This window comes from uncultured Methanobrevibacter sp. (assembly GCF_902771435.1).
In the GTDB taxonomy this organism is placed as follows: Archaea; Methanobacteriota; Methanobacteria; order Methanobacteriales; family Methanobacteriaceae; genus Methanocatella.
The window spans coordinates 37,385-63,538 of the sequence record NZ_CACXXB010000002.1; the positions used below are offsets into that span (position 1 = coordinate 37,385).

Here is a 26,154-nt window from a genome sequence, read left to right on the forward strand (position 1 = left end):
TATTTTTATGACATTGGTTGTTATTGGTCCGGTAACAAATGATTTGGTTGTTATCGGTGATGAAAAGTCTAGCAATGTAGGTGGTGCAACCTACTTTCAAAGTTTTGTTTTTGAGGAATTTTACACAGATTATCTTGCCGTAGTCAATTGCGATGATGAAAAATTGGCTTTTGAATTTCCAAATCCGGATAAGGTCAGGATAGTCTTAAAGCAGGACACTCATTTTTTTGAAAATAACTATCCGGACAAAAACAATAGGGATGTCAGGCATCAGCTGAGTAATTTTTGCCGAATTCCAATTTATCCTGAAGATCTTGAGGAAATCCTGCCCGAAAATATCGACGGTTTTGTTTTGAATCCCCTGAACCGCTATGACTTTCCAGCCGAAACTGTCGAATATCTCAAAACTTTCAATGTCCCTATGTTTTTATCGATACAGGGTTTTTTGAGAGTCTGCGGCGTTAAAGTAAATGAAAATTACACTATAAAATTAGATAACTTTGATAAATTAAGTACTATTTTAGAGGGTGCCTCTTCAATATTTCTGGATGAGGCAGAAGCAAGCATCATTGGTTCGGACCTTGATGTAGATGAGATGGTCATAACTAACGGAAGTAAGGGGTCTCGAATAGTCGGTGACGGCGAGATAAAAATAGATGCTGTGGAATGTGTTAATGTTGTGGATACCACCGGTTGCGGCGACACATATATGGCGGCTTATATTTCAAGTAAATTACGGTCCAAATCATCTGAAAATGCAGGCAGATTTGCTTCATCAATCGCCAGTCAAAAAATCGAAAGACATGGTCCCTATTGTAAAAATGAATAGATATTTTTTTAAAGTATTACTAAACTCTTTTTTTAATTATCTAATTTTAATTTTTAATTGTTTTTAAGTAAATTTATTTAATTTAGTAAACTTTATAAGTTATATGAATTAAAATAATATATGTCTTTCTGAATTTTTTTTTACACTAAAAAGGGTCATCATGTTAAACAAATCAAGCAATATAATCGAAAAGGAATTTAAGAATTTACGTAGGGAGCTATTAGATTTAACTTTAAGAAATCAACTTCTTAACTTCAAATCAAGAGCCAAAACCATTACAATTGTAAATCAGACTCCTGTAAATCTTTTCCAAACACTTGTTTTACAGAACAGCAAAATGTATTTTGTTGCCAATAAGAAAGACAAAAAGGAAGACAAGTCTTCAGTTTGGGACCATATTCCCTTCGACTTTTCAAAGTTTTCTGAAGGAGACAGGAAACTGGCAACCGATTTGACCCCAAAGGAACTTCAGAAAAGATTATATTACATTAACAACCAGGCAAAGACAATGCTTCAGGAGCAGGGTTATAACATTTTATACCTGGCTGTCGGATTTTTGGAATGGAAGGACAAATCCAAACCGAGACAGAAAAACAAAGCTCCTCTGGTTCTGATTCCGGTTGCAATGGAAAGGAAAAAGGTTGGAGAATCTTTTAACCTTGAATGGACCGGAGAGGATATTCAGACTAACATTTCACTTAAGGCCAAATTGCTGGAAGGAGGTATTGAACTTCCCGATTTTGAATTCAAAAGGTATGGCGAAGTCATAGACCATTACATTGCAAGCGTTCGCCGAGCAGTATACCGTATGGACGGATGGGAAGTAAACACCGATGTGGCTTTAGGTTTCTTTAGTTTTACAAAATTCGTAATGTATAATGATTTAAACCCAGAAGCATGGGCAGATAATGTTGATTTAACTAAAAATGAATTGATTCAGGCTATTTTCAATCCCGCCAAAAACGATCAGGAGGCATTCAGGGAGGAAGACATTGACTCCCAACTTGAATACCGGTCAATGTATCAGGTATTGGATGCGGATTCATCACAGATTGCGGCGATTCAGGACGTCAAGGCCGGCAGAAATCTGGTAGTGGAAGGACCCCCAGGCACCGGTAAATCACAGACTATTGTGAATTTGATAGCTGAACTTTTGGCGGAAGGAAAATCAGTTCTATTCGTATCAGAAAAAATGGCTGCACTGGATGTTGTAAAGGACAGGTTAACCGGAGTCGGTCTGGGCAAGTTTGTCCTGGAGCTGCATTCCCATAAGACCCGACGTAAGAAATTCCTTAAAGACCTGCAGAAGGCAACCAATGTCAGGGCTCAGGAGCCATTGAACATTGACCAGACAATCCGTAAACTGGAGACTTTGCGCCGCCAGCTTGATGATTATTCTCAAATTATTCACAAACCTGTATTTGCTGTCAACTTGTCAGCATTCCAGTTATATGGTATGAAAGAGTCTGCTGATGACCATTTTGCACGCAAAGACACATTAATGCCATTGGTAAGGTTTGAAAACCCTGAAAACGTTACCTTAAAAGATTTGGATGATATGAAAATTGCCCTGGAAAACCTGGCAGAACTCTACCAGACCATATCCAAGGAAAATCCTTGGAGCAAATGTGCTCCTAAAAGTCTTCTTCCGGGAGATTTAAGAGAAATTGAAATGCTTATCAACGATTCCCTTCACAGTCTGGACAATTTCCTTGTCGAACGTGGAAGGGTCTATGACATTTATGGAATTAAAAAGCCTGATACCTTAAATGAATTTCAGAATTCACTTTCAGCCTTTGAAATAATCAAATCACAGAATGCCGAATTGATTGACGGAAGCATAATCAAATCAGGGGCATGGAACAATAACAATGATGATGCGTTTTTATTAATCAGGGAGCTTGAAAGATATCAGAAATATGCTCCTGCTTTGGATAAGTTTAATCAGAGCATCTATCAGGCCGACATTGACAGACTGATAGCACAGCTATATCACATTTCAAACAAAAGGTTCCGCTTGTTTAATAATAATCAGCACATAGAACTGGTTGAGAGGTATTATGCAGTTCCTGTATCCGGAAGTGCCGAAGATATCATTAGAGAGTTAAAACAGGCAAAGGCAATCATAAAAATCAGAAGAAACCTTGAGGCCAATGACGCTTTAGGTCGAAAGTATTATGGAGGATACTGGCATCTTAATGCAGATCCAAATGACCTGAAAGCTATTGCCCGCTGGATGCATGAATTTACAGCTCTCGTTCGTGACGGAACATTTTCCGAAAGCACAATCGAGCTTATGAGCAGGGATCTATATGACATTAAACCTGAAAGGGACCTTGCTGAATATATTGAAGCCGGAGAAGAGTTCGTAAGGGTGCTTTCAAGATTAAAAGATAAGCTAAATCCAAGAAGCAAGTTAATCTTCAAAAGGGAAACAGGGGACGTGCCGTTTGAAGCATGGAAAGAGCAGCTGTATAATTGGAGAGGACAGCTATCAAGCCTTCATCTATGGTCACAATATCTCAATACCAAAAATGCGCTGAAAACATCTAATGCAAAAATGTTTGTGGATTCAATTGAAAAAAGAAACATTAAAAAAGATGACATTGAAGCATTGGTTGAAGGAAACTTTGCAGATTCACTTTTAAATATATTATTTGTAGAAAATCAGGAATTGGCCACATTTGTCGGAGAGCTTCATGAAAATAGAATTCGTGAGTTCAAGGACCTGGACAGAAAGATTCTAAACCTTAACAGAAAAAGAATTTTCCATAAGTTAAACAGCAACATTCCTAAAATCTTCGGTGGAACTGAAAATCCACAGGCCAAAATCCTTGCAGGAGAATTTACAAGAAAAAGCGGACACATGCCGGTCAGAAAACTTTTGGAAAAGGCTGGTGGAATGATAAAACAAATCAAACCTTGTTTTATGATGTCCCCGTTATCCATTGCACAATACCTGGATCCGACAAATGAGGAACTTCAGTTTGACGTTGTTATTTTTGACGAGGCAAGTCAGGTAAAACCTGAAGATGCACTAGGTGCATTCATGAGGGGTAAGACTGCAGTCGTAATGGGAGATACACAGCAACTGCCTCCAACTTCATTTTTCGACCAGATGTCCGATGCAGACAGTGACGAAGAGGAGGCCACATCACTTGATATGGAAAGTATTCTTCACTTGTGTAAATTGTCCTTCCCTGTCAAAATGCTGAAATGGCACTACAGATCCCGCCATGAATCACTGATTACAGTATCAAACAGGGAATTTTATGATGATGACCTATTGGTTTATCCTTCCCCATCACACAACGACCCTGAACTGGGATTGAAATTCCATTACAACCCGAATACCCAATACCTTAGGGGAGCATCATCCGCAAACCCTCTTGAAGCGGAGGACGTTGTGGAGGAAATCTTCAACCACTTTGAAAAATATGGGGACACTAAAAGTTTGGGTGTCGGAACATTTTCAGTTGCACAAAAGAACGCAATTCTTGAAGCTCTTGAAGTAAAACGTAAAGAAAGACCGGAATTTGAACCTCTGTTCTCAGACAATAAGGAAGAACGTTTCTTTGTCAAAAATCTTGAAACAATTCAGGGGGATGAAAGGGATGTCATTCTAATAAGTATAGGTTATGGATATGACCAGGACGGCAAAATGTCCCTGAACTTCGGTCCTCTGAATCAGGACGGTGGGGAAAGACGTTTGAATGTACTGATTACACGTGCAAGGGAGAAATGTGTAGTATTTTCAAACTTTAAAGCTTATGACATGAAATTAACTGCAAACCCTCCGTATGGTGTAAAATCCTTGAAGGAATTTTTGGAATATGCGGAAAACTTGACCCTTGGAACTAACAGTCCTGACGCACACACAAAAGAACCTTTCGAAGATGCGATAGCCAGTTTCCTGGAGGAGAACGGCTATACCGTAGACAGACAGATTGGATGTGCAGGATTCAGGGTTGATTTGGCAATCGTAGATGATGAAAACCCTGGTAAATACATTTTGGGAATCACAACTGACGGAAAAATGTATTCCTCAAGTAAAGTGGCCCGTGACAGGGACAGGCTTCGTGAACAGGTACTTACAGGTTTAGGCTGGAAGCTGTATCACTTATGGTCTACTGATTGGTATAGAAACAGGGATTTGGGACGTAAAAAACTCTTGGAAAATGTTGAAAAGTCCATTAAAAAATCCCGTGAAGAGGAAAGGCGCAGATCTGAAGAAGAGAAAAAATTAGCTGAAAAAAGAAGACTGGAAGCAGAGAAGAAAGCAGAGGAACTGCGGTTGGCACGTCAAAAAGAGGAAGAGGAGCGTGCCAAAAAAGAAGCTGAAGAAAAAGAAATAAATCCTGAGGACATAGGTCCAAATGATTTTGTAGAAGTTGAAAAAGTTGATGACGGAGATATTTTGGAAAAACCTATTGACGTATCCGAAATCAATCCTGAGGAATTCTTTGCAGATGATGATATAAAGACAGCCTCAGGTAAAAACACTCAAGATAAATCAATTAATGAAGATAATGATTCTCAAAAAGAAACTCCATCTGAATTTGTAGCTGTAGAAACTCCTGATGAAGAAATTAAGATTGAGGAGACTCCATCTGAATTTGTAGCTGTAGAAACTCCTGATGAAGAAATTAAGATTGAGGAGACTCCATCTGAATTTGTAGTTGATGATACTGATGGAGAAGAAATTAAGATTGAGGAAACTCCATCTGAATTTGTTGTTGATGAAACTCCTGATGAAGATGATTCATTAGATGCGGGTTCTGATGTTATTGATGAAGTTTCTGATGATGTTTCTGTTGGGGAATCTGTTGTTGATGTTCCAGATGAAAAACAGGATGTTATTGAAGATGAAGTTTCTGATGATGATAATGAAGTTTGGGAAGCTAATGATGATTCTGTTAATCAAAATGATGATGCGGAAGTGTGGGAATCCGATGAAGGTGTAGCTCCTGAAGATAATGCTGAAGTTTGGGAGGATGACACTGATTATGCTGACATCGAAGACGAGTCAGAATCACAGTCAATTGCTCAAAAAGTCAATCAAAAGGTAAAATCATTCTTTAGACATGACGATTCGGATGATGAAAGTTCATCTAAAAGTTCATTTTTCTCATCACTTAAATTTGAAAACGGTTTGGGTGAAAATACCGACATGGAGGATGAATTTGAAAACAATATAAAAGAGTCTGTTAAAGATGAAAAAATAGATTTTGGATCTGATGATGGTTATATTTATGTTGATCACTCCAATGATGAGGTAGCTGAAGATATTGAAGAACCCGAAAAGCCTGACATTAACGATTACGTTTCCAAAGAAGAAATGGAGTATTATGTTGATGAAGACCCTATTGATGATGAAATCACTCCAGATGAAACAGTTAATGAAAAAAATATTAAAAAACCTATTTTCAGTGATAGAATTAATATTAAATCCGATGACGACTTTAAAGACGAATTCAATTCAGTTAATGTTGATGATGATGTTAATGTTGATGATGTTAATGTTGATTTAGGTTCTGTTAGTGTTGATGATGATGTTGATGTTAATGAAAAAATCAATGATGATGATAAGGTTGATTTAGGCTCCGATGATGATTATATTTATGTTGACCATTCAGATGACGAAGTAGCTGAAGAAACCGAGACAGCTGACGACACCCCAGAGTATGAGGATAAACCTCAAAAGGAAATGAATGTTCAAAATAAATCCAAGAAATCCAAATTTGTTAAAACCATAATATCTGGTGTTGTCAATGCTGAATCCAGACTCGAACCGGAAGAAATAGAAACTGTCCGTGGGGAAATTGTAGAAGAGGATGAAACCCCATTATATAAACCTGCTCCTAAAGATGAATATGTTGTAGAAGCAGAAATCGTAAATGGTGGAGTAGGCTCTTCTGAAGACCTCTTTGAAAAGCCAAATCATGAAGAAGATTATTTTGAAGAGGATGAGGAATTGAACATTTTCACAGATGACCTTCCGGATTTAAGTCAGGAGGAGTATGAGGAAATCAACAATGAAGCAACCAGAATAATTGATGAGGCCATGAACGAATTCATGAGTGATGTGTTCGATAAGGAGGATTCTCCTACTAATGATGATGGTTCATTTGAACACTCAATTGAGAATAAATTTGTCGATGAGGAAATAGCTGACGACATTGAAGTTGAAAGTGAATTTGTTGAACCGAAAAGTGAAGAATATACTGACATTAACATTCAAGAAAAACCTAAGGAAGAGGAAATAATCAAAGCAAATGAGGCAAATGTTCAAGATAATGAGGATGTTAATGTGGTTGATGATATTGTTGAAGATACATCTACATCAGTTGATGACGTAATATACTTTAAGGGTGCAACTGATGTGACAAATCCTTTGAGAAAGAATAATGTCTATTACAAGGAACATAACAGCAGGTCATTAAAAGATTCCATTAGGGGAATTAAAAAGGATATGCAGTACATTAACAAATCCCTTAATGAAATTGAAAATCCAACTCAAATAGACTATGTTTCAGTAGTTGACAGGACAGAAGAATATGACCCTAACGATTACTTGTCAAGGCCGAGCGATGATGATTCGGATAAGATAATTCAAATGGAAAAGGATGCCACAGTTGAAGAAAGACAAATAATTGATGAATCATTTGATAGGGAAGTTCCTGATGATGTAATAGTGACTGTAAATGAGCAGTACAGACGTGAAGAACTTAAGGATCAGGCTCTTGAGAATATCATTCAAAATGCAGATGACGATTACAAACAAATCGAAAAGAAAAGGTATCAGAGCTCAAATAAGTTAAAGGCATTTGACGATAAAAAACTTCCTGGCAAAAGGAAACCGGAAGATGAGATAATAGATTATGTCAAGGCTGATGATATCGGATTGACTCCTCAAAATGACCTATATGCAATGCCGATTCCTAAGGTGGCAAAATCAATTAAAGCTATTGTTGATGTCGAAGGACCTATTCATGTCAAGGAGGTTACGGCAAGAGTCAAGGACAGCTGCAATATTAAAAGGGCGGGTTCCCATTTGAAAAAAACAGTTAATTCCGCAATTGGTGAAGCCGAAAAAACAGGTGATATCATAAAAATCGGTGACTTCCTCTATGATGCTTCAAACAATAATGTAGTCATAAGAAAAAGGAACAAACCTAACATTGAACTGATATCCGATGAGGAAATAGCTAAAAGCATTGAACTGGTGCTTATTCACAATCAAAACATATCAACCAAACAGATTGCAAAGGAAGCCTCACGTAACTTTGGATTCAGGTCCACTTCCAAAAAGACAGCTACCAGAATAAACAGCGTTTTGGATTTGATGATTGCAAACAATCGTGTAAAGATTGTCGATGATTATGTTGAACTAAATTAGGAGGTCTTCATGTCAACCAAAGTCAAATCTCCTGATAACCTGCCGAATAAGCCTGGCGTCTATATTATGCGTGATGCATCCGACACCATAATCTACATCGGAAAGGCCAAAAATCTTATCAAAAGGGTAAAATCTTATTTTCGCGAAAAGCTAGACAGGCCTAAAACTCAAATTCTGATGAGTCACTTTGACAGTCTGGAATATATTATAACGAATTCTGAAAAAGAGGCTTTGATTCTAGAGGCAACATTAATTAAGAAATACCGTCCCAGATATAATGTCCAGTTAAAGGATGATAAAAGGTATCCTTATGTCAAGATAACCGACGAGAAGTTTCCGCGTTTGCTTATTACAAGGAATGTAACCAAAAATGGTATTTATTATGGTCCATTTACCGATGTGGGTTCCGTCAAGCAGACTGTCAAGTTTTTAAAGTCATTGTTCAAAATCAGGACCTGCCGCAATATGAACGGGCCATGTCTTAACTCTCAAATTGACCTTTGCTATGCCCCGTGCAATGATGGGATTACTGAAAAGGAATATTCCGAAATCATAAATAAAATCGATTTGTTTTTCCAGGGAAAGTATTCCACTATTGTTAAAAATCTGAAGGTGGAAATGATGGAGGCTGCTGAAAATGAGGAATATGAAAAGGCAGCCGTAATAAGGGACCAGATTGCATCCATCGAGGAAATCATGGAAAAGCAGTTTGTGGATCTGGTTGATGATGATTTGGACCAGGACGTAATAGCAATTTCCCAGGGTGATGATGAAGTTGTGGTTATCATAATGCCGATTAGAAACGGAAAGATTGTCGGAAGGGATGACTTTTTGATGAGTGCATCACAGTATGATTCTCCTTCAGAAATCATGTTTGCTTTCATACAGCAGTATTACGGATATAACAGGCATGTTCCAAAGCAGATTCTTCTTGATGAAGACATTGATGAAAAACAGCTGCTGGAGGAATGGCTAAGTGATTTAAGGGGCAATAAGGTCAGCATAAAGGTTCCTCAAAAGGGAGTCAAGTTACGTCTGGTCAAGATGGCCCGCAAAAATGCCGACATTATCAAGCATCAAAAGAAAAAGATGGAATCCGCATTAATCGAGCTTAAAAAATACCTGAAGCTTGAGAGGATTCCCCATGTCATCGAAGGTTATGACATAAGTAACATTTCAGGCAAGTTTGCCGTGGGTTCAAAGGTATCGTTCAAGGACGGAAAACCCAACAAAAAAATGTATAAACATTTCAAAATGGAAACTCCCGGACCGAACGATTTTGCGATGATGGAGGAATTATTGACCCGAAGATTAAAAATGGTGGACAGGGATCCAGAACCTGACCTCATAGTAATCGATGGGGGCAAGGGACAGTTAGGTATGGCATGCGGAGTATTGGAGAAATTAAATCTCACACATATTCCAATCATTGGTCTTGCAAAGGAATTTGAAGAGATATTTATTCCAAATTCGTCTCGTCCAATTATAATTCCTAAAAATAACCAGGCGCTGCATTTGCTTCAGCAGGTGCGTGATGAATCTCATCGTTTTGCAATAACATATCATAGAAAACTCCGCAGTAAGAATATATCCTCCTCTTCACTTGATGATATTGCTGGAATTGGGAAAAAACGAAAGATTAATCTTTTAAAGGAATTTCAAACAATCGATAACATTAAAAATGCTTCTGTTGAGGAATTAGCCAAAATAGAGGGTATGAATCAAAAAACGGCTGAAAATGTTTATAATTATTATCACTAATTTCTAATCGGTTATTAGAAAAAACAACTAATTTTCCATTAAATTTAAATATAAGTATATTTAAAGTGTTTATTATCAAGTTAAGAGGAATAAATTTTATGGTAAAATGTCCTAGATGTGGATATGAAAATGCATCTTCATCTACTTATTGTGATAACTGTTACTATCTTTTAACTGCAAAAAATCAGTCAGCAGTAAACAAATCAAAAAAGCGTAAAAGATGGAATATAAGTTTTGCTAGAAAGGTAGTACTTATTTTGGGTATAATTGTTGTAGCATTATTGATTTTTACTTTAGTGCAGAATAGCACTCAGAAGGCTCATAGTGATACATTGAATGTTATTTATGATGATGGAAGTCAACATCAGTCTGCTTCTTATCCGTTCAAGGCTGTAATTAAATGTGATGGTGATTGGTCAGCTAAAATGGGCAATCCTGGATATCTTGTAGAAAAATATGGTTCAGGTTCAAGATCTTTTTCACTGGACTGTGCAGCCTGGGATGATGTTGAAATTGATGCCCAAAAAGATAGTGGTGAAGGTCAGCTTCAGGTTCAGCTTTTAAGAAATGGTAAAGTTGTAGCTGAAAATTCAACTACAAATGGTACTAATAGTGTTACTTTGTTTTTTGACAGTTAAACTTGATTAACTGCTTTTTCCAACAATTCTATTAGTTCTTCGGTTTTGTAGAGTCTGATTTCCTGCTCATCCTTACCTTTAAATATTTTGATAAATGCGATCATGTCATTGCATAACTGTTCATACTGAATACTTAGAGTGTTGAAGTTAGACAGTAGTGCAAATGCCTTTTGCTGGTCTAATTTTGGATTGTCATTTAAGATTCTTTCCATATTTGCAAAATGTGTTTCAATCATTATTTTTTCCTGTTCTAAACTATCTAAATATTCTTGAATTTTATTGTCGCTAGCCATTTTTATCACTTGTTTTTAAATATGTACAAATAAAATATAAATAGTTTCACAAATATAATGATATTATTAAAAAGGGGCATAAATAATGATAAAAGTTGAAAACGTAAGTAAAGATTATGAATTGGATAATGGAACAAAGGTCACTGCACTTAAGAATGTCAGTTTTGAAGTTGAAGAGGGTGAAATCGTCGGAATCATGGGAAAAAGCGGTTCCGGTAAAACTACACTTTTAAGGGCATTAAGGGGAGTTGAACACATTGACGAGGGCAGTGTCACTGTAGGTGACGTTACCGTTAAGGCAGGTCAATCCCAGTTCTATTACAACAACCTTAAAAAGGAAACCGCAATACATCTTCAAAGGTCATTCGGCCTATGGCCTGACACAGTGCGTGAAAATGTATTGAGAAAGTTATATGCAAGAAATTACTTCGATGAATCTGATACCAATTTTGAAACCGCAGAAAGCGAATTCGGTGATGAGGCGGATGAACTTTTGGAACTGGTTTCACTTACCCATAAGGCGGATCATTATGCGTCTGTCCTGAGTGGAGGTGAAAAGCAAAGGCTTATCATGGCTCGTCAACTTGCAAAACAACCTAAAGCTTTACTTCTCGACGAACCAGCTACCATGGCATGCCCTAAAACTAAACAGGAAATATTGGATGCGGTTAAAAAAATCAACAAAGAGTTGAATATTACTGTCATTGTTGTGTCCCATTTGCCTGATGTTCAGAAATACCTGGCAGACAGGGTAATTTTACTTGAAGACGGTGAAATTGCCGACGAAGGTACTCCTGAAGAAATCTGTGATAAGTTCATGGAGGATATGCAGCCTATTGTAGATATCCAAAATGTCGCAACCGATGAGGATGTCATTGAAGCCAAAGACCTCAAAAAACGTTTCTACCTGTTGACCGGTGGTGAAGTTCTTGAAATGGAGGACATTAGCTTTAAAGTTCAAAATGAAAATATCTTAAGCATTATAGGTCCGAGTGGTGCCGGTAAAACAGTTCTTTTAAGAATGCTGGGCGGACTTGAGGATCCCGATGAGGGGGATGTGATGTATTATGTCGACGGCGAATGGAGGGATATTGAAATTCCGGGCATTAGCCGTATGAAAATACGCTCAAAATTGGGTTTCATGCATCAGGAATTCTCACTTGTTCATTATTCAACCGTTTTAAGCCAACTGGCTACAAGATTGGGATATAAAAATCAGGATATTGTTAAGGATGCACAGGAAAGAGCAAGAAAAATTGGCATCGGCGAAGAATTGCTCGATTCATTTTATCTTTTGACTGATTTGCCTGAAACAGAAGCAAAACATCGTCTGGAGCAAATCGGTTTGGATGCTGAAATTTTAAATGACCTGTTCCCAAGGTTCCCTGAAACTGCAACCAAGGAAGCCGTAGCGGATATTTTCGAAAATCTTGACTTGGATTTGGATATATTGCCTAGAAGGTCCTATGAATTGTCCGGAGGTCAGCAAGTTCGTGTAATGCTTGCACTGATTTTGGTTTCAAGACCTAAATTCCTTCTTTTGGATGAACCATTCGGTGATTTGGATCCGGTTACCTTAAGGGATGTGACAAATTCACTTAAAAAGATTTCCAAGGAATATGGAATTACAATTGTAATGATTTCACACAATACTGACTTCATCAAGGAATTGAGTAACAGGGCAATCTTTATGGATGACGGCAAAATCATTGATGACAGCGAAAACATCGATGAGATTGTGGACAATTTCATTGACTTCTGCCATGCGGATTACTTGAAGGGTGGTTGCTAGTGTTTGACGTGATTATGGTTCCCGTTGACGGGTCCGAATATGGATTTAAAGCTGCTGATGTAGCCATTGAAATCGCTCAGAAATTTTCATCCAAGATAGCTGCAGTGCATGTTTTGGAAGAATTTTCTTTCAATAGCTATGATTCTGAAGAGGATTCCGGAGATGCAATTCTGGCTAAAATCACAAAAAAAGCTGGCGAAGCTGGTGTTGAAGTCACCGAACACCTGCTTACAGCAGACCCTTTAAGGGACATGAAATTCATAGTTGACCAAACCCGTGCTGATCTGGTTGTTATTCATGCTCATGGGGAAAACAATAATAGGTTTGTCTCATTTGAGGAAAACAGCGTTTCCGATACTCAAATAGGGTCTGTTTCAGAAAGACTTTTAAGAACTTCTGAAGTTCCAGTATTACTGGTAAAATAAACCCTTAAAACTTTTTATTTTTCTTTTTTGTTGCTATAATTTCTATTTTTTTACTATACTTTTAAATATAATAAAAATCTTACTATTCATAAACTAAACTGTTTACTATAAGGAGATATTATGATTGTGAAAGATTGGTGCTCATTCTGCGGAGAATGTGCCGGAGTTTGTCCAAGAAATTTAATTCAAGTAAGAGAATACTCATTGGTATTTAATGATGAAGAATGTAGAGACTGCGATACATGCATTAAAGCATGTCCGATTGATGCTTTAGAAAAAGAGGAATGATTTATATGATTGAAACTGATGTAATAGTAGTTGGTTCTGGACCTGCAGGTTCCAGTGCAGCAAAACACGCTGCATTAGGTGGAGCAAAAGTAATTTTAATGGATAAAAAATCCGAAATAGGATCACCAAAAAGATGTGCAGAAGGAGTTTCAATTCAAGGCCTTGAAAAATTAGGAATTGAACCATCTCCTCGCTGGATTACCAAAAAGATTGAAGGTGTAAGAATACAGACACCTGACGGAACAGATGTCTGGTTAACCGAAGATCAAGTAAAAATCCCTGAAGCAGGTTACATTCTTGAAAGAAAAGTCTTCGATAAGCACATGGCAATGGATGCCGCAAGAGCAGGTGCTGAAATCAGAATCAAAACCTTAGTGACAGGCATTGATAAAATTGATGATGGTTATATAGTCTACACTGAATGCATGGGAGAAAAAATAGACTACAAATGTAAAATCTTGATTGCAGCAGACGGTCCTGAAGGTCATGTTGCAAGATGGGCAGGATTAAGACCTGCAGCAAAACCTAAAGAAATGGAATCAGGAGTACAGTACGAAATGTGTAATGTGGAATTTGAAAAACCTGGTGTAATCGAATTCTACCTCGGTTCATGTGCACCTGGAGGTTACGTATGGATTTTCCCAAAAGGTGATGACATCGCAAATGTCGGTTTAGCTATATTACCTCACAAAGCTGAAAAAACAGCAAAAGAATATTTGGATGATTTCGTAGCAAAATCTCCTTATTTGAAAAACGCACAGGCTGTTGAATTGAATGTTGGTGGAGACCCTGTTGGCGGAATGACCAAAAAATTATATGACGACAATATCATGGTTGTCGGAGATGCAGCAGGTCAGGTAAATCCATTGACCGGTGGAGGAATCATCTCCGGTATGACCGGTGGAATGTGTGCAGGTAAAGTGGCCGCACAGGCTATTAAAGAAGACTGCTCTAAAAAATACTTAAAAATATATGATGAAATGGCTCATGAAGAACTTGACCATGAAATCAAAAGATATAAGAAAGTACAGGAATACCTCCTTACTTTATCTGATGAAGAGCTTGACAGCATTGGTCACGCTTTCCAGGGAGAGGACTTTGAAAAAATTTCCACAACAGAAATCGTTAAGAAATTAATTAAATTATCTCCAAAAGCATTACTTAAATTAGGTAAATTCGTATAATGGTGAAAACATGATTTTAGTTACTGGTGGAGCAGGTTACATAGGGGCACATACAAATAAAGCACTGCATGCCGCAGGTTATGATACTGTTGTAGTCGACAATCTTTGCAAAGGATATGAAAACTTTGTAAAATGGGGATTTTTTGAAGACTGCGATTTCGGAAGCGGTGATTTAAGAGAAGTATTTAAAAACTATGACATTGATGGTGTCATTCATTTTGCAGCATTTTCATCAGTAGCAGAGTCTGTTGAACTTCCTCAAAAATACTTCAAGAACAATTATAAAAATACGCTAAACCTTTTAAAAATCATGAGGGAATTTGGTGTTGACAAATTTATCTTGTCATCCACTGCTGCTGTTTACGGAAATCCAGAAAAAATTCCAATCACTGAAGACAGTGATTTAAAACCAATCAATCCTTATGGACACTCCAAATTCATTACAGAAAAGGCGCTTCAAAGAGAAGCGGACAAAGGTGATTTCAACTATGTATCATTAAGATACTTCAACGCAGCAGGATGTGACTTTGACTGTGAAATCGGTGAATTGCATGACCCTGAGACTCATCTGATTCCTTTGGTATTGGATGCCGCCATCGGAAAAAGGGACAGCATTTCCATTTTTGGCGATGATTATGACACTCCTGACGGAACATGTGTCAGGGATTACATTCATGTAAATGACCTTGCAGATGCACACATCAGGGCATATGAATATTTATGTAGCGATAATGAATCAAACATCTTCAACCTGGGAAACGGTGAAGGTTATTCCGTTCGTGAAGTAATTGACATGTGCAGAAAAGTCACAGGACGTGATTTTGAAGTTAAAATTGATGAACGCCGTGAAGGAGATCCTGCAATATTGATAGCGGATTCAACAAAAATACACGAAAAACTGGGCTGGACTCCTCAATATGATCTCGAACAGATTGTAGAGTCTGCTTGGGCATGGCATCAGAAAGTGAATAAAATTTAGGTAATTTTCATGGAAAATGAATACCACGAATCAAAAATTGATGTTCGTATAATTGTTCAGGGTTTGGATGTTGCACAGCTTGTTTCAAAGGCTGTCAACAATATTCAACTTGAAAACGATTATAACATCATTGTTTCATCAATTATTCCTACCACAGAACTGAGCATCGTCAAGAAGGTAGCTTCAGGTGCCGATATATTATTGATTGGAGGGTATGGGCATGATGAAACATATAACATTCTTTTTAATGAACTTAAAACAGATTTCAATCACATCGGTCTGTTTGATTACAACAACATCATCATAGAAGATGAGTCATTAGATTTCAATCTTGCGGAAAAGGAAATCCTGAATTCTATAATTAGATCAACATTGTCCTATTCTTTAAATCTGATCAATATCCACACTTTGGAAAACAAGCTGATGAAGGTAACCCATAATTACAATAACCTTTTGGATGACTATAATCAGCTTATAAAGGAAAATGAGGTATTGACTCAGCAGAACAACGAATTAATCGAGGATATTAATGATGTTAAATCAGATTTCTCCGCATTTAAACTGAGATATGAAGACATTTATTCAAAGGACATATTGGAAATCTTCAATCTCGAAGAGCTATGGCAGGAAACATTCAGGCAGGATCTGGTCGATGAGGAACGTATTGTCATTGCAACTAACAAGTTTCGTCCCGAAAACATTATCGTTGGCCAAAACTATATTGCGGCGGAGTCAAAATCAAAGGCTGTCGAATGGCTGAATATTGTCCGAACTGCATTAATATTCGTTGATGAAAATTCCGAAGAGCTGAAAAAAGAGCTGAATGAAACAGAAACGGAAGAAAAAATCCCTGAAGTCAAAGACGACTACGACATTTCCAACAGCTTTGAAAATTTCTGGGATTAGCTAAAATCAACTAATTCTTTTCCATTCATTATAACTGCCTTCAATTTATTTTTTGCAATATTATTCAATCATATTAGCTATTAAATCAAGTGATTAATTTCTTCATTTTCATGTTTTTGAAAAAATGATTTGTGGAAATTTCATGATGTTGCTGTGATTGTCTCACTAAAACAATTATTATTTTATACTAGTTTTTAGATAATTATAATCATACTATTTTATAGGGAGTTTATAAATGCAAGGTGAGATGGAAGATAAGTGTGGTATTGTTGGAATCCATTGTGCAGATGATTCTAAAAATGTCGCATCTTTTGTTTATTATTGTTTGTATGCTTTACAGCACAGAGGTCAAGAATCAGCAGGTATAGCTACTTTTAATCCGGAAATTGGTTTGAGTCATTATTGTGGCATGGGCTTAATCACTGATGTATTTAGGGATTATGATGTTCATAGCTTATTAGGAAGCAGGGCAATCGGCCATGTAAGATATTCAACTACCGGACAATCAAAATTAGAAAATTCACAACCTTTTGTAACTGATTTTGGAGATGGATTTATTGCCATGGCTCATAATGGTGATATTGTCAACTCCGATGAGTTAAAAAAGGAACTTATCGATGAAGGATTTTATTTCAAATCCGACTGTGATTCCGAAGTGATATGTTATATGCTTAAAAAAGAGCATTATGACAATGACAAGGATGTTTTGGCTGCTATTGAAGCAGTATGTAAAAAGCTTGTAGGATCATATGCACTGACAATCCTGGTCGACGGTGAATTGTATGGTGTAAGGGACCCTATGGGAATAAAGCCTCTTGCTATTGCTAAAAGGGATGATGAATTTATATTGGCTTCTGAAACTGTCGCATTCGATGTAATCAATGCAGAATATATCAGAGATATTGTACCTGGTGAAGTAGTTCACTTCAAAAACGATGAAATCAATTCCTACATGCTCGAAAGTGCAGGAAAATGCAAACTTTCACACTGCATGTTCGAATACGTATACTTTGCAAGACCTGATAGTACCATTGATGGCATCAACGTTTATGAAACCAGGATGAATATCGGTCGTCAGTTACGTGAATTGTATCCTATCGATGCTGATTTGGTTATTCCAGTTCCGGATTCTTCAATTCCTGCAGCCATCGGATATTCCAGAGCATCAGGAATTCCATACGGTGAAGGTTTAATCAAAAACAGATATGTGGGAAGGACATTTATCATGCCGACCCAGGAAGAAAGGGAACTTGCGGTAAGAGTAAAACTTAACCCTATAAAAGATGCCATTAAAGGCAAAAAGATTATTTTAATAGATGACAGTATTGTAAGGGGAACAACTTCAAAACAGTTGCTTGACCTTGTTAAGGAAGCTGAACCTGCGGAAATACACTTTTTAGTAGGATGTCCTCCTGTTATTGCACCATGTTACTACGGTGTTGCAATGGCAACCAAAAAGGAACTGATTGCTGCAAATTATTCTACTGATGAAATCAGGGAACAATTGGACATTGACTCTTTAGGTTACATTACCCTTCCTGCTTTGGTTAAAGCTATCGGAATGCCTGAAGAGAACTTGTGTTTAGGCTGTCTGAATGAAGAATATCCTACAGAAATTCCTGAAGGGCTTGAAGCTGAAACCTACTACAAACCTTAGATACTTATGGTTGAATTATTAGCTCCGGCGGGAAATTTCATTTCCCTTCGCGCCGTTTTGGAAAATGGTGCCGATGCAGTTTACTTTGGCCTTGATGACTATAACATGAGGGCCAATGCAAAAAACTTTTCGATAGATGACCTATCGGAGGTTTCCAAAATAGCTTCTCAATATGGAGCCAAAACATATCTGTGCACCAACATTATCCTAAACGAGAGACGGGCCAGTGAACTGGAATCCAAGCTGGAGAAAATTTCATCATCTGATATTGACGGACTTATTTTATCTGACATAGGCCTTATTGAGGATACCGTATCCCACGGTCTTGAAGCCCACATCAGTGTTCAGGAAAATGTCACAAATTCATATACATTAAGGACTCTTAAGAAACTTGGCGCCAAAAGGGCAATTCTCTCAAGGGAGCTGTCTTTGCGCGAAATCACTGAAATCACTAAAAAATCACCGATTGAAACCGAGATTTTTATTCATGGTGCAATCTGCATGGCAATTTCAGGGAGATGTTTTTTAAGTTATGGGCTTTATGGAAGAAGTGCAAACTGTGGGGATTGCCTGCAGCCATGCCGTAAGAACTGGACATTGACATATGAGGAAGGAGAAGACAATGTCATAAACTTTTCAGATGTTGAAGATGAGACATTTGTCATTACAGGAAGTGATGACGGAAGCTACAGAACCAACTTCTTTTCACCAAAGGACATGTGCATGATTGAATACATTCCGCAGCTTATGGAGAGCGGTGTGGCATCATTCAAAATTGAAGGAAGAGCCCGTAGTCCTGATTATGGTGCAATGGTTACAGGAATCTATCGCGAAGCTATCGATTCCTATGAGAACAACCCTTCACAGTATAATGTTAAAGACGAGTGGATGGACGAGCTGACAAGCGTATTCAACCGTGGTTTTGATACCAACTTTTATTTCAGCACTCCATTCGAGGTAAGTGAAGACAACCAGTCAAAATATATCAAAAGAGACATAGGACAGGTTGTAAACTACTACAGCAGGGTTAAGGCTGCTGAACTGAGGATATGGGATGATTTAAAGATTGGAGATAAAATCATCATCCAGGGCCAGACCACAGGCTCAATTACACACACAATAGATTCCATGCAGATTGAAGGAAAGCCGGTTGAAAATGTGGATAAAAACTCCAATGTTGCTGTTTCAATACCTACTAAAGTTAGAAAAAATGATTTTGTTTATAAATTAATTGAGAGGAATTCGAATGATTAAAAAAATTGCTATATATGGAAAGGGAGGAATAGGAAAAAGTACTACTGTGGCAAACTTGTCTGCCGTATGGGGTAGTGATGATTTAAACTGTCTTGTTATTGGCTGTGATCCGAAAGCGGACACAACACGTACATTATATGGCTCAAGAATTCCTACTGTTGTCCATACATTGAAGGAAAACAAAAAACCTGAAAAGGAAGATTTGGTTTTTACAGGTTTTAAGGGCATTCAGTGTGTTGAAAGCGGAGGTCCCGAACCTGGAGTTGGATGTGCCGGACGTGGAGTTATTGTTGCAATGAAAAGGCTTGAAAAGCTTGATATCTTTAATGATGAGTTGGATGTTGTCGTATATGATGTATTGGGTGACGTTGTTTGCGGAGGCTTTTCAGTGCCTTTGCGTGAAAAATATGCTGATGAGGTATTGATTGTAACATCAGGTGAATACATGTCACTTTATGCTGCAAACAATATTGTTCGTGGAGTTAAAAAGCTTAAGGGAAACCTGAGCGGTATTGTGTGCAACTGCAGAAATGTTGACAATGAGGAGCAGATTGTCAGTGACTTTGCAGAAAAGATAGGAACACATGTAGTTGGAACAATTCACAGAAGTAATTTAATTCAGGATGCTGAATTAGATGCAAAAACCGTTATAGAAAAATACCCTGAAAGTGATGAAGCGCAAGAATACAGAAACCTTGCTTCAAGTATAATGAATAATGAAAACATATCCACACCTGAACCTATGAGTGATGAGGAATTTGAAGAGTTCTTCAAGGTGTATGTGTAAGAATGTACTATACAACCTATGCATCACCGATAGGTGATATGTTGATTGCAGGTGATGGCGAATCCATTTGCAGAGTTTCGTTTTGTGGTCAAAAGCATTTGCCGTCATTTGATGATTTCATCAGAAAAGATGAACTGACTATTTTTAGAGATGTAAAAAATTGGCTTGACGATTACTTCGCTGGTTTGAACCCGAAAATCAATTTTAAACTTAATCCTCAGGGCACTGAATTCAGACAAAAGGTCTGGAGGATACTTTCTGGAATTTCCTACGGTGAAACATTGACATACGGTGAAATCGCATCAATGATATCCGAGACAATGTCCGTCCAGGCAGTGGGAGGAGCCGTTGGACATAATCCTATAGCTATTATGATACCGTGTCACAGGGTATTGGGGGCCAATGGAAAATTAACTGGTTATGCCGCAGGCCTTGACAAAAAGATAGAATTGCTGAAACTTGAAAAAATAATGTTTCGGGATTAAACCGGGGGCATATATTTTTCGTCTGTTTTTGCGTAAATAGCTGAACTTTAAATACTAACAGTACAAAAAATATTAAATGGCAATGATAATGTTCAATGAATCTTTTTTTTAGATAAGGCATTGGTACTGTGAATTGCCCGAACCTTCAAAATGTTGTGATGGTTCAGTATAAATATTTAGGTGATAACAATGGCATTGGAAGGAGCAGAAAGAATCGATGAGTTCATGAATGAGGCACAAGTATTTTTCTTGGCAACCGTAGACGGGGACAAACCTAAAAACAGACCGCTTGGTTTTCATTTGCTGAAAGATGGGAAACTTTACTTTGGTGTTGGAAACCACAAGGACGTATTCAAACAAATGCAGGAAAACCCTTATGTCGAAATCGTTGCTTTAGTCGAAACTGACTTTTTAAGATATTACGGAAAAGTTGTTTTCGAACCTGATTACGAACTTGCAGATGCAATAGTTTCCGGAAATGAATTCCTTCAGGGAATTTATAATGATGAAACCGGTTTCAAATTAGCTATTTTCCACTTGGAAGAGGCTACTGCTGAAATCCGTGATATAACCGGAAAAATCAACGAATCATATAATTTCTAATTATATCCTTTTTTTCTTTTTTTCATGAAACTATTTAAATTTTAATTTACATATTTCTCATCAATGAATGCAAATGTCAATGATGAAAAAATTTTTACAAAGGACTTCTTTCTTGTATTCGGAGCTCTGCTTTTTTCAGCGCTGGTAATGTATGCATTGATGTCAACAGTAACGGAATATGCAACATCGCTAGGCTCATCGGCAACCATTGCGGGACTTGTATCAGGATTATACATCTTCGGAGGCCTATGTTCCAGAATCTATTCGGGAAATGCTCTCGAGAAGGTAGGCTGGAAAAAGATAGCCCTGATATTCATGAGCATTCATTTTCTCTCATGCCTTCTGTATTTTTTTGTCAGAGATGTTAATCTGCTTTTGTGTGTTCGCTTCATCCACGGTATAGGTTTTGGAGCAACCGCCAATGCAATAGTTACAATAGCTTCGGATGTGCTTCCCAAAAAACGCTTTGGAGAGGCATTCGGCTATTTTATGCTCGGAACAACAATAGCTGTAGGTCTTGGACCATACATCAGCGGATTTCTATATGATACTGTAGGTCCCTACGGCTGTTTTTTGGCCGCAAGTGTCTTTTCAGGTCTTGCCTTGATTTTCATTTATTTTGTTGATGTCAGCGAGCATGATCCGGCAAACAATCCGGATTCGGTTAGGGATAGTGAAAATAACTATTCAGGTATTGAAAAGGTTTTTGAGATTAATGCCATTCCAGTATCCTTTTTCACAGCCCTGACAAGCCTGGGTTATGTTTCCATTTTATCGTTTTACAGACTGTATGCCGCTGAAGTCGATTTGACTGCGGCATTTTCATGGTTTTTTATAGTGTACTCAATTGTCCTGGTGCTTTCAAGACCTGTTGCAGGCAAAATCCAGGACAGAAATGGTGATTTGATTATTTGTGTTGTCGGAATTGTTGCCCAGTCAGTCGGGCTGCTTTTAATAGCGCTTTGGCCTTCAACATTAACTGTCATGATTTGTGCGGTATGCGCCGCACTGGGTTTCGGAACACTGAATTCCGCATGTACAACAATAGTTACAAGAAACGCCCCCGAACACAGAAGGTCCTATGCAGTCTCAACATTCTATATTTTCTGTGATGGAACAATGGGATTCGGACCGGCACTGCTAGGTATGTTTGCCGTCAACGGATATGCTCCGGTATACCTGATATCTTCTGCAATTACACTGTTGGCTCTGCCAATCTGCATTTACGCTCTTAAAAAATGATTGAAATAAAAATTCTTTTTCTCATGAATGGTGATAGCGTGGTTTGCAGAATAATGTAGATTAGATACATTATTCTGATTCTTCTTTTTCTTTTTGTTTTTCTTTTAAGTTTTCAATTCCTATAATCATTTTATCATCTCAGTATTGATTTTAAAACAACATTTTTGGAATGTCATTTCACTTGATGTTATATTAATTTTTCATAATATTTAAATATTTAGGCATACCTAAATTTTATATATTATATTGGGAAGTCATATATTTACCAAAAAACATAATTAAAATCATGAAAAGGCTTGCAATTTTTGATTTTGACGGAACATTGTTTGATTCTGTGTGGGATGTTGAAATCTGCTTTAACAGAACTCTTGAAATTCATGGTTTTCCTACATTGACACATGAGGAATATCTTGACAGATTGGGCGGAAACATTGATGAAATCGTTTCCCTGATTTTAAAGGACAAAAGCACTGCCGAAAACATCGAACTTGTTAAAGATACATACGGCAAACTGTATTCCTCTTTGCCTAAGGACAATACCAAACCATTTGCCAAAACCCATGAAGTACTGAAGGCTCTGCAGGATAAAGGAATATATCTGGCAATCAACTCCAACAGAACCACAGATTCCATCATGATGTATGTGGATAAGTTTTTCAAAGACATTGATTTTAAGGCTATTGAAGGACACGACCCGTCATATCCGTCAAAACCAAGTCCCTGTGGTGTTGAAATAATAATGGGGCAATTGGAAGTTACAAAAGATGAAACAGTCTATATTGGAGATTCAATAACCGATATCAGAACATCTCAGAATGCTGAAATTGATTGCATACTTGTCGGCTGGGGTTATGGCAGAAAAGATGCATTTGAAAGCGACTATCCTATAGAAACTGTTGATGATCCATATGAAATACTTAACTATTTTTAAGTTAAAGTCAAACAATTAATTATGTTATTTGTTAATTACCCGAAATGCTCAACATGCAGAAAAGCAAAAAACTGGTTAGATGAACATAATATTGAATATGAGTCAAGACATATAATTGAGGACAATCCTTCCGCTGAAGAATTGCGCAAATGGTGGGAAATATCAGATTTGCCTCTCAAGAGATTTTTCAACACAAGCGGCATGAAATACAGGGAATTGAAATTAAAGGATAAGCTTCCCGACATGTCTGAAGACGAACAATTTGATTTGCTTGCCACTGATGGAATGCTTGTCAAAAGGCCTGTTCTGGTGGCTGATGATTTTGTTTTGGTCGGCTTTAAGGTTAAGGAATGGGAAGAAAAATTATTATAAAAAGAGATAGCAGGAATTTTTTGATTTTAACCATTTACTTTTTTTTAGGGAATATGGGATTTAAGGATTAGGAGGATGGTGACAGCCCAATGCTGTCTCAAAAAATTCTCTTATGAAATCCATGAAACCTTTTTTTGGGGATTAAATATGGGTTCGATGTAACAATCGATTTTTTAATTTGTTCTGCAATGCTACTCATTAGGGGAGGCTATGAGTTTACATTCATGTATGCTATAAGTTATTTTTCACGTTAAAGTTTCAATCTTCATTCCGGTGTGTTTTTTCGATGTTTTTTGCTATCTCCTCGGATTTGAAAGCACAGTGTTTGTAGCTTTCAATACAGACTTGGGCCGATAGTATATAAAAGCTTTTTGTAACTGTTTGGTAACCATGAAAAACCGAAAAGTTTATATGCTTTAAAAACAAGTCAATATAGCCGACTGATTTTAAGGAGGTATTATCATGAACATCACTAAACATGTTAAATCATGTCCGATAGAATTGGTTGTAAAATTAATTAACAAAAAATGGGTAATTCAGATAATGAGAGATTTGTTTTACGGCAAATCCCGTTTTCACGAATTCAATGAGGATAAGCCTGATCTTTCAAACAAGGTCCTAAGCAACTGCCTTAAGGATATGGAAAGCAACGGTTTAATCCAACGTATTGTTGATAAATGCGATAAGAAAAACGTAAAATACATATTAACTGAAAAGGGCAAATCATTAAACAAGGTTTTGTATGAAATTGCCATGGTAACTGTTGACAGTGAAAATTACTCCGAAAAGCTCGCCGGTGAACTGAAGGCAAGTTTTAAGGAAAACTTGTTATAGCTATTGGGGTTGCGGTGTGAACCCTAAACACTACTTTTTTTGATTTTGAAAAATTTCCAGAATTCTGTTTAATTTTAGCATTAACTTTAAAAAACAAGAGAAACTAAACTAATATTGAATAAAATATTTTAGGGGACAAAATATTGTTAGATATAAAATTATTCAGAGAAAATCCGGAAATCATCATAGACTCTGAAAAGAAGAGATTTAGAGACACAGAAAATGTTGAAAAAGTAATAGAATATGACACCTTATGGAGAGAAGGTGAAAGAAAACTCAATTCCTTAAGATCTGAGAAAAATAAATTATCCAAATCATTCAAAAAGGCCAAAGAGGAAGGAAATTTAGATGAAGTGATTGCCAGATCTAAAGAGGTAGCGGCTGAAATCAAAGAATTGACAGCTAAAAATGCAGAATACCTTCAGCTCAGAGATGACTACAGATACAAGGTCGGAAACATCATTGATGAGGATGTTCCAATCTCAGACACTGAAGACGATAATGTAGTAGTCAGAACCTACGGCGAAATCCCTAAACATGACTTTGAACTTCTAAATCATGTTGATCTCATTAAAAAAATCGATGGAGCAGACCTTGAAACAGCGGCCGAGATTGCAGGTGCCCGTTTCTACTACCTTAAAAGAGATATCCTTCACCTGAACCTTGCACTGATTCAGTTTGCACTTTCCGAGTTGGAAAATGAAGGTTACATTCCAATGCAAACCCCATTCTTTGTAAAAGGCGAAGTTGCAGCTGAAACTTCAGAATTGGGCGAATTTTATGAAACCCTTTACAAGGTTGAAAATGAGGACATGTATCTTATTGCAACCGCTGAACAGACCCTTGCGGCTCTTCACAGGGATGAAATCATACCTCCTGAAGACTTGCCTTTGAGATACTGTGCGCTTTCTACCTGCTTTAGAAAAGAGGCAGGGTCCCACGGAAAGGACACACTCGGTATATTCAGGGTTCACCAGTTCGAAAAAATCGAACAGTTCATCTATTCCGCTCCTGATGATTCAAGAAACCAGCATGACCACCTGATGGAGGTTACAGAAAGAATCTATCAGAAATTAGGTCTTCCGTATCAGGTAATAGCTATCGTATCCTCTGCATTGAATGACAATGCTGCAATCAAATACGACCTTGAAGCCTGGTTCCCTGGTTCCGGTGCATTCAGGGAATTGGTATCCTGTACTAACTGTAAGGACTACCAGGCACGTAAAACCAAAACACGTGTTGGAAGGGCAGGTTCCGGAGATGCACAGGCTCTTCACACCTTAAACAGTACAGCTATTGCAACTGAAAGGACCATGTGTTGTATTCTTGAAAACTATCAGCAGGCCGACGGCAGTGTTAAAGTTCCTGAAGTGTTAGTCCCTTACATGAATGGAAAAACTGTTATTGAAGCTAAAAAATAGCTTCAACCCTATTTTTTTTAATTTTTCCAAAAATTCAATTATTTACTTATATGATTTCTTCTTTTTTTAGAACA

21 protein-coding genes are annotated in these 26,154 nt (G+C 37.4%); 20 read left to right on the top strand and 1 reads right to left on the bottom strand.

All coding sequences use genetic code 11. The annotated features are described in order from the left end of the window. Positions 1 to 7 precede the first annotated feature (7 nt). The 4 genes from QZU83_RS00735 to QZU83_RS00750 all read left to right on the top strand — a co-directional run bounded on the left by QZU83_RS00735 (position 8) and on the right by QZU83_RS00750 (position 10,627). Positions 8 to 829, top strand: coding sequence for a PfkB family carbohydrate kinase (locus QZU83_RS00735; protein ID WP_295609041.1), 822 nt, complete (start codon positions 8 to 10; stop codon positions 827 to 829). 160 nt (positions 830 to 989) lie between these two features. After that, the gene (locus QZU83_RS00740; protein WP_295609042.1) at positions 990 to 8,228 is read left to right on the top strand and encodes a DUF3320 domain-containing protein; all 7,239 of its coding nucleotides are present in this window, start codon (positions 990 to 992) and stop codon (positions 8,226 to 8,228) included. A 9-nt stretch (positions 8,229 to 8,237) separates the two neighbouring features. Further along, entirely contained in the window at positions 8,238 to 9,989 is a 1,752-nt protein-coding gene (uvrC, locus tag QZU83_RS00745; RefSeq protein ID WP_295609043.1) for an excinuclease ABC subunit UvrC, read from the top strand. Between the two features lie 98 nt (positions 9,990 to 10,087). Further along, a complete protein-coding gene (locus tag QZU83_RS00750) occupies positions 10,088 to 10,627 on the top strand; it encodes a zinc ribbon domain-containing protein (protein ID WP_295609044.1) in 540 nt (179 codons plus the stop codon). Here QZU83_RS00750 and QZU83_RS00755 read toward each other — a convergent pair. Further along, positions 10,624 to 10,920, bottom strand: coding sequence for a hypothetical protein (locus QZU83_RS00755; RefSeq protein WP_295609045.1), 297 nt, complete (start codon positions 10,918 to 10,920; stop codon positions 10,624 to 10,626). The two genes, QZU83_RS00750 and QZU83_RS00755, sit on opposite strands and share 4 nt — an antisense overlap. A gap of 85 nt (positions 10,921 to 11,005) precedes the next feature. Between QZU83_RS00755 and QZU83_RS00760 the strand changes: the two genes are divergently transcribed. From QZU83_RS00760 to serS, 16 genes are all read left to right on the top strand, one after another. Next, positions 11,006 to 12,712, top strand: coding sequence for an ATP-binding cassette domain-containing protein (locus tag QZU83_RS00760; protein WP_295609046.1), 1,707 nt, complete (start codon positions 11,006 to 11,008; stop codon positions 12,710 to 12,712). Beyond that, positions 12,712 to 13,137, top strand: coding sequence for a universal stress protein (locus tag QZU83_RS00765; protein ID WP_295609047.1), 426 nt, complete (start codon positions 12,712 to 12,714; stop codon positions 13,135 to 13,137). Before QZU83_RS00760 ends, QZU83_RS00765 begins: the two co-directional genes overlap by 1 nt. 120 nt (positions 13,138 to 13,257) lie before the next feature. Beyond that, positions 13,258 to 13,425 carry a 4Fe-4S binding protein gene (locus QZU83_RS00770; RefSeq protein WP_295609048.1) on the top strand — a complete coding sequence of 56 codons (168 nt, stop codon included), beginning with the start codon at positions 13,258 to 13,260 and terminating at the stop codon, positions 13,423 to 13,425. Positions 13,426 to 13,430: 5 nt separating this feature from the next. After that, the gene (locus QZU83_RS00775; protein WP_295609049.1) at positions 13,431 to 14,609 is read left to right on the top strand and encodes an NAD(P)/FAD-dependent oxidoreductase; all 1,179 of its coding nucleotides are present in this window, start codon (positions 13,431 to 13,433) and stop codon (positions 14,607 to 14,609) included. 10 nt (positions 14,610 to 14,619) lie between these two features. Continuing rightward, positions 14,620 to 15,588 (top strand): UDP-glucose 4-epimerase GalE, encoded by a 969-nt coding sequence (galE, locus tag QZU83_RS00780; protein ID WP_295609050.1) that lies wholly within the window; start codon positions 14,620 to 14,622, stop codon positions 15,586 to 15,588. A 9-nt stretch (positions 15,589 to 15,597) separates the two neighbouring features. Continuing rightward, a complete protein-coding gene (locus QZU83_RS00785; protein WP_295609051.1) occupies positions 15,598 to 16,494 on the top strand; it encodes a hypothetical protein in 897 nt (298 codons plus the stop codon). A gap of 235 nt (positions 16,495 to 16,729) precedes the next feature. Continuing rightward, the gene (purF, locus tag QZU83_RS00790) at positions 16,730 to 18,151 is read left to right on the top strand and encodes an amidophosphoribosyltransferase (protein ID WP_295609052.1); all 1,422 of its coding nucleotides are present in this window, start codon (positions 16,730 to 16,732) and stop codon (positions 18,149 to 18,151) included. Between the two features lie 6 nt (positions 18,152 to 18,157). Further along, positions 18,158 to 19,405, top strand: a complete 1,248-nt coding sequence (locus tag QZU83_RS00795) for a peptidase U32 family protein (RefSeq protein WP_295609053.1) — start codon at positions 18,158 to 18,160, stop codon at positions 19,403 to 19,405. Beyond that, the gene (gene cfbC, locus QZU83_RS00800) at positions 19,398 to 20,192 is read left to right on the top strand and encodes a Ni-sirohydrochlorin a,c-diamide reductive cyclase ATP-dependent reductase subunit (RefSeq protein ID WP_295609054.1); all 795 of its coding nucleotides are present in this window, start codon (positions 19,398 to 19,400) and stop codon (positions 20,190 to 20,192) included. Before QZU83_RS00795 ends, cfbC begins: the two co-directional genes overlap by 8 nt. A 2-nt stretch (positions 20,193 to 20,194) precedes the next feature. Continuing rightward, positions 20,195 to 20,677, top strand: coding sequence for a methylated-DNA--[protein]-cysteine S-methyltransferase (locus QZU83_RS00805; RefSeq protein WP_295609055.1), 483 nt, complete (start codon positions 20,195 to 20,197; stop codon positions 20,675 to 20,677). Between the two features lie 189 nt (positions 20,678 to 20,866). Then, on the top strand, positions 20,867 to 21,280 hold the full coding sequence (locus tag QZU83_RS00810; RefSeq protein ID WP_295609056.1) for a pyridoxamine 5'-phosphate oxidase family protein: 414 nt from the start codon (positions 20,867 to 20,869) through the stop codon (positions 21,278 to 21,280). 63 nt (positions 21,281 to 21,343) lie between these two features. Then, entirely contained in the window at positions 21,344 to 22,522 is a 1,179-nt protein-coding gene (locus QZU83_RS00815; protein ID WP_295609057.1) for an MFS transporter, read from the top strand. 286 nt (positions 22,523 to 22,808) lie between these two features. Continuing rightward, positions 22,809 to 23,453, top strand: coding sequence for an HAD family hydrolase (locus QZU83_RS00820; protein WP_295609058.1), 645 nt, complete (start codon positions 22,809 to 22,811; stop codon positions 23,451 to 23,453). Positions 23,454 to 23,474: 21 nt separating this feature from the next. After that, complete coding sequence (locus QZU83_RS00825; RefSeq protein WP_295609059.1) at positions 23,475 to 23,825, top strand: arsenate reductase family protein; 351 nt, start codon at positions 23,475 to 23,477, stop codon at positions 23,823 to 23,825. A 462-nt stretch (positions 23,826 to 24,287) separates the two neighbouring features. Next, positions 24,288 to 24,659, top strand: coding sequence for a helix-turn-helix domain-containing protein (locus QZU83_RS00830; protein ID WP_295609060.1), 372 nt, complete (start codon positions 24,288 to 24,290; stop codon positions 24,657 to 24,659). A 143-nt stretch (positions 24,660 to 24,802) separates the two neighbouring features. Then, complete coding sequence (gene serS / locus QZU83_RS00835) at positions 24,803 to 26,080, top strand: serine--tRNA ligase (protein ID WP_295609061.1); 1,278 nt, start codon at positions 24,803 to 24,805, stop codon at positions 26,078 to 26,080. Positions 26,081 to 26,154 lie beyond the last annotated feature (74 nt).

Bases quoted from the DNA above. Each gene is read 5' to 3' on its own strand.
- QZU83_RS00825 (WP_295609059.1), top strand. From the start codon at position 23,475: ATGTTATTTGTTAATTACCCGAAATGCTCAACATGCAGAAAAGCAAAA.
- QZU83_RS00760 (WP_295609046.1), top strand. From the start codon at position 11,006: ATGATAAAAGTTGAAAACGTAAGTAAAGATTATGAATTGGATAATGGA.
- cfbC (WP_295609054.1), top strand. From the start codon at position 19,398: ATGATTAAAAAAATTGCTATATATGGAAAGGGAGGAATAGGAAAAAGT.
- QZU83_RS00735 (WP_295609041.1), top strand. From the start codon at position 8: ATGACATTGGTTGTTATTGGTCCGGTAACAAATGATTTGGTTGTTATC.
- QZU83_RS00820 (WP_295609058.1), top strand. From the start codon at position 22,809: ATGAAAAGGCTTGCAATTTTTGATTTTGACGGAACATTGTTTGATTCT.
- QZU83_RS00805 (WP_295609055.1), top strand. From the start codon at position 20,195: ATGTACTATACAACCTATGCATCACCGATAGGTGATATGTTGATTGCA.
- QZU83_RS00740 (WP_295609042.1), top strand. From the start codon at position 990: ATGTTAAACAAATCAAGCAATATAATCGAAAAGGAATTTAAGAATTTA.
- QZU83_RS00830 (WP_295609060.1), top strand. From the start codon at position 24,288: ATGAACATCACTAAACATGTTAAATCATGTCCGATAGAATTGGTTGTA.
- QZU83_RS00815 (WP_295609057.1), top strand. From the start codon at position 21,344: ATGAATGCAAATGTCAATGATGAAAAAATTTTTACAAAGGACTTCTTT.
- QZU83_RS00785 (WP_295609051.1), top strand. From the start codon at position 15,598: ATGGAAAATGAATACCACGAATCAAAAATTGATGTTCGTATAATTGTT.
- QZU83_RS00750 (WP_295609044.1), top strand. From the start codon at position 10,088: ATGGTAAAATGTCCTAGATGTGGATATGAAAATGCATCTTCATCTACT.
- uvrC (WP_295609043.1), top strand. From the start codon at position 8,238: ATGTCAACCAAAGTCAAATCTCCTGATAACCTGCCGAATAAGCCTGGC.
- QZU83_RS00770 (WP_295609048.1), top strand. From the start codon at position 13,258: ATGATTGTGAAAGATTGGTGCTCATTCTGCGGAGAATGTGCCGGAGTT.
- QZU83_RS00795 (WP_295609053.1), top strand. From the start codon at position 18,158: ATGGTTGAATTATTAGCTCCGGCGGGAAATTTCATTTCCCTTCGCGCC.
- QZU83_RS00810 (WP_295609056.1), top strand. From the start codon at position 20,867: ATGGCATTGGAAGGAGCAGAAAGAATCGATGAGTTCATGAATGAGGCA.
- QZU83_RS00755 (WP_295609045.1), bottom strand. From the start codon at position 10,920: ATGGCTAGCGACAATAAAATTCAAGAATATTTAGATAGTTTAGAACAG.
- purF (WP_295609052.1), top strand. From the start codon at position 16,730: ATGCAAGGTGAGATGGAAGATAAGTGTGGTATTGTTGGAATCCATTGT.
- galE (WP_295609050.1), top strand. From the start codon at position 14,620: ATGATTTTAGTTACTGGTGGAGCAGGTTACATAGGGGCACATACAAAT.
- QZU83_RS00775 (WP_295609049.1), top strand. From the start codon at position 13,431: ATGATTGAAACTGATGTAATAGTAGTTGGTTCTGGACCTGCAGGTTCC.